Source organism: Teichococcus vastitatis, assembly GCF_003604215.1.
GTDB classification, from domain to species: Bacteria; Pseudomonadota; Alphaproteobacteria; order Acetobacterales; family Acetobacteraceae; genus Pseudoroseomonas; species Pseudoroseomonas vastitatis.
In genome coordinates, this window is record NZ_QXGS01000091.1 from 1 (window position 1) to 4,368 (window position 4,368).

Annotated in this window: 4 protein-coding genes; all 4 read right to left on the reverse strand. The window is 64.2% G+C overall.

The genetic code is table 11. From position 1 onward, the window contains the following. Positions 1–368 precede the first annotated feature (368 nt). The 4 genes from D2K64_RS22880 to D2K64_RS24810 all read right to left on the reverse strand — a co-directional run bounded on the left by D2K64_RS22880 (position 369) and on the right by D2K64_RS24810 (position 4,259). Positions 369–1,961, reverse strand: a complete 1,593-nt coding sequence (locus D2K64_RS22880) for an alkaline phosphatase (protein ID WP_120010687.1) — start codon at positions 1,959–1,961, stop codon at positions 369–371. 92 nt (positions 1,962–2,053) lie between these two features. Further along, positions 2,054–3,685: a CYTH and CHAD domain-containing protein gene (locus tag D2K64_RS22885; protein ID WP_120010688.1), complete on the reverse strand. Its 1,632-nt coding sequence runs from the start codon at positions 3,683–3,685 to the stop codon at positions 2,054–2,056. A 30-nt stretch (positions 3,686–3,715) separates the two neighbouring features. Continuing rightward, complete coding sequence (locus D2K64_RS22890; protein ID WP_157986075.1) at positions 3,716–3,943, reverse strand: hypothetical protein; 228 nt, start codon at positions 3,941–3,943, stop codon at positions 3,716–3,718. A 100-nt stretch (positions 3,944–4,043) separates the two neighbouring features. Further along, positions 4,044–4,259, reverse strand: a complete 216-nt coding sequence (locus D2K64_RS24810) for a hypothetical protein (protein ID WP_157986076.1) — start codon at positions 4,257–4,259, stop codon at positions 4,044–4,046. Between the last annotated feature and the right edge of the window lie 109 nt (positions 4,260–4,368).

The following is a 4,368-nucleotide window of genomic DNA, read 5'->3' on the forward strand; positions in this document are numbered from 1 at the left end:
GTCGATCAGCCCTGGCGCATCATGTCCATCGGCCTGCGCGAATGGGCTCATGGGTTCTGATCAATGGGATTTGGTATTACGTGGCTCCTCATCAAGCAGAGAAACGACCAGCCAGATCCTGTTCTAGGACCAGCCGGAGGAGACGGACGGCAACCGCGCCCAGCAGCGGGAGGCTGGCCCCTGAATGGCCGCAGCATTTCCCGACTCCGTGGCGCACCCTTGCCGGCCATCCGGCCGAACACACCGCAGCTGAGCGGGCAGCACCGGTTCGATGTTGCCGCGTTCCGTGCTGGCGTCAGTTCCGTCAAGCAGAAGAACCCCCTGGCACTGCCAGGGGGGGCGAATATCAGGCGCTAGTGTCGCTGCGGTCAGGCGATCGGGCTAAATTCCGTATTCGATACCGGGATTTCCAGAAGAGCCTCCTGGTGTTCCGGCAGCCCGGAGATAGCCAGCAGGACCTCACCACGGTCGCCGCCATTGGTTTCCAGGACGCCGGTCCAATAGGCGAGATCCGCCTCCTCGGGGACGGTGTCCAGCGTGTTCTCCAGCACGCTCGAAAGGAAGTCGGCGTCGTCCAGGCCGCTCCACAGGTTGGCGAAGCGGTCGGCGAGAGCGTCCAGCCCGTCGTCACCGATCTGCGACACCAGGTTGCGGATCGTGTTCACCGTCGGGATGCCGCCAAAGGCGCTGTCGAACAGGCTGGTGACGGCCAAGCGGTCGGCGCCGCCATCCTGCTGGTCGTCCGGCAGGGCCAGACCCATCGCCTCGGCGAGGTGCTGACCGACGGCCGCGTTCTCCTGCACGCCTGTGAACAGCTCGGCGCCCGGACCCGTGGCGAAGATCGGCACGTCGACCGCCGTGTGGCCGGTGGTGGTGAACTCCACGCCACCCTTGGCGCTCAGCAGTTCCGCCAAGGCCAAAGCGGTGTCCTCGCTTCCCTGGAGCTCCGTGATCTCCTCATCGCTCAGCGTCAGACCCGTTCCCGCGGCGACGGTGTCGCGGATCGAGGCGGTGTCGGCGGCATCGAACTGCTCCGCCATCTCCTCGGCGGTGGCCGTGAAGTCACGGAACACGGCCGGCGAAGCCTCGGCGCTCGGCTGCACCGTCATGCCGCCCGTGTCGTGGTCAGCCGCCATCACCACCAGCGTGTCCGGGTTCTCCTTCTGGAACTCCAGCACCTTCTGCATGCTGGCCTCGAAGGATGACAGGGCATGCATGGTGGTGGCCGCGTCCTTGGCGTGGCCAAAGGTGTCGGTGTTCTCCTCCTCGAGGAACAGCACGAAGCCATCCTCGTCCTTGGATAGGGTATCCAGCGCCACCTCGGTCATCTGCTCCAGGCTCGGCTCCTCGGCCGGGCGCTCGCCGATGGCGTCGAGATAGTCCTCGTCGTTGAACAGGCCGAGCACGCGCTCGCCATCAAAGGCGGCAAGTTCCTCGGCGCTCGAGACGTAGGTCGTGCCCTGCTGCTCGGCCAGACCGAACAGGTCGGTGCCGTCGGGCTGGGTGCCGCCCTCGCCCTCGGTGGTGAACTGATTGCGGCCCGCACCCAGCACGACGTCCAATTCGTTGTCGCCGATGTACTGCTGGGCGATGTCGGCCTGGTTGCCGCGCTGTGGGTTCGAGGCGTCGGTGATGGCGGCGGTGGAGACGATGCCCGTCGCCTTGCCTGCGTCAGAGGCCAAGTCAGTCACCGAGGTCAGTTCATTGCCAAAGAAGTCGACGCCGACCGAGCCGTTGCGGGTCTTCACGCCGGTCGCATAGGCGTTGGCGCCAGCGGCGGAGTCCGTGATGGGATTGTTGAAGGAGTCGGTCTGCACCATGCCCTTCAGCAGGGGCTCCCAGACAGGGCCTTCAGAACCTTCCTTGAAGTAGCGGTAGTTTGCCATGTAGGAGGCGGAAGCCCCGTCAGGCAGCATGAAAATGACGTTTTTAGCTGTGGAGTTCTGGTTCTCGGTGGCCATGGTTTTGCTCTCCGTCCGTCAGCCTTCTGCTGACGTTCGGCAGGCTACAAGAGAATCTATAGTGCTCCTGCGAAGAGAAGATGACGATTTCACTACTCCGTACTTGTCGTAAGCTCTACCATTATTGTCTTTCTTGCGAAACGCGGCCGCGGCGCATCCTTGAACTCGCGCCAGGCAGGGTGGAGATGACCCAGTGCGACCGTCCGCCGTGCCTCCGCCCAGCTCTCCAGGGCAGCTACGGCAGGCTGCACACCTGGATCTGTCTCGCCCAGGCGCCTGGCCAGGATCTCGGCCATGGCCGCGTCATTGATCGTGCCCAGATCTTCCTGCAGCTCCTTGCAGGAGTGCAGATAAGCTTTCAGCCGCCGCTTCTTGAGCAGCGGTGCCAGGAGCTCGAGCGCGTAGCGGAGCCGCTTCAACGCCTTCCGCAGATCGTGCAACTCCTCCTCGGAACGATGGCGGATCCGGCGACCACGTTTGCTGACCTTGCGTCGTAGATGCTCCAGAAGCTCGGGCGCGACATCGGCCACCGGTTCAGAAAGGCGGCCAGCATGTTCCGGGCCTACCAGGGCAGACGCGTCCCCAGCCCAGGCCGACAGGCCGAGCACCAGCCGGGTGAGATCCGGCTGGCCGAACTCCTCCCGCAGTCGCGCATGCGCAGCCTGCCGCTCCGCCTCGGCCGGCTTTCGGAGCGCCTGGAGCAGAGGATCCGGAACCCCTTGCTTCCCGGCCTCCATCAGCGTTTCCGAGCAGAACACGTCCCAGTCCCGCGCCTCGCCCAGGATGCGGCCCAGCCGCCGGAGCGCTTCGGTGAACTGGACCTCTGCCTCCTGAGCGAGATGGGGACGAAACAGAGTCAATGCTGTCCGGAGCCGGCGCACGGCGATGCGCATGCGGTGCACGCCCTCGGCAGAGCCGGTGGAAGCAGCCGGCTGGTTCCCGACGAGGCTGGCCAGAAGTGCCGAGGTGAGGTCCTGGAAGGCCGAGGATCCACTCGCATCTGGGGAGATCGAGGGTGCCTTCTCGTGCAGCGCTTCCGGCGACGAGCCCGTGGCCAGGCGCCAGCCGCGCTCGGACTTGCTTTCCGCGCCCAGGACCAGGTCCAGCGCCATCTGGAGCGAGTTGGCGGCGGCGAACAGCGCCGTCGCGTCACCTTCCTTGAGCTCGAGCTCCACTTCGCGGATCGGCTCAGCATGTTCCCCTGCCTGGAGCCAGCCGAGATCCGTGACGATCTCCACCACGCCCCCATGGGCACGCAGATAGCGGACCGTGCGGCTGACCTCGGCGCAGAAAACCGGCTGCACGGTGCTTCCAACAAGATTTGCGAGAGGCGTGTCGCTCAGGCGCGACAGATCTGGCTGGCTGTTCGCGAGATCCCATTCCCACTCACCTCGCGAGAAGGCGTTCTTTCCCTGACGCAGCTTCAGGGTCTGCACATACCGCCCGCCGGCTTCGCGCACCCGCAAGGCAGCGCCCGCGCCGCGAAACGCCTGTTCTGGAGTGTCGTAGTAGGTGGTGATCTCCTGCCGGGGCGGCTGGGTTTCCGCCAGGCGCAGCAGCGTATGCGTCTCCAGGGCCGTGTGCGCACCGTCCGGAAGAAGGAACTTGATCTCGGTCTCGACCGCCTGCGCCTTGGAAGTGCCGTTCATGACCTCCCCTAACGCGGCCACTTTCAGCCCGTTGCGGCTGCGACTGGATCTTACAAAGCCGCCGCCATCACCCATTGCCGTGGTGCTTCATCGCCAGAAAGGCGGCTATGCCTGTTGCCGCGTTGCCTCTGCCACTTCGCGCGCCGTCTGGCAGATCAGTGCGGCGGCGGGAGCAGGATAGCCCGACTGCAGCAGCACGGCGCGCAAGCTGTCGAGGCGCTGCTCCAGCTGTTGCTCGAACTCCTCCTCCGATAGATCACGCAGGCGCTCGGCATAGCCGGCGCCGATCTCCTCCGGCAGATGGGAGTAGGCCTCGTTGGCGAAACCGCTCATGGAGCTTTTCTCCGGATGGTTGGCCGGAGAACGGGCCATGTTATTCCGAGTTGCGAACAAATTGGTCCAAGCTCTCAGCTTCTCCCGCCGAGTGCGTCACTTACAAATTGGCGGCTTGAGCATCGGCATACGCCTTGGCTTCATCAAGCAGGGCCTTCAGCTCATCCGGGTGATTTGTTGAGAACGAACAACTGGATGATCCACGGACCCCGTGTGGTGTGTACAGCCGCACCAGCCAACCGGATGATGATTTTTCTTCGCAAACTTGAATCCGATGAGCACCGTAGGTCATCGTTTCTACAACTCGCAATGGCATGGAGCACCCGTTCGTGTTGAGAACGGACACACTTATACCAAATCCCATTGATCAGAACCCATGAGCCCATTCGCGCAGGCCGATGGACATGATGCGCCAGGGCTGATCG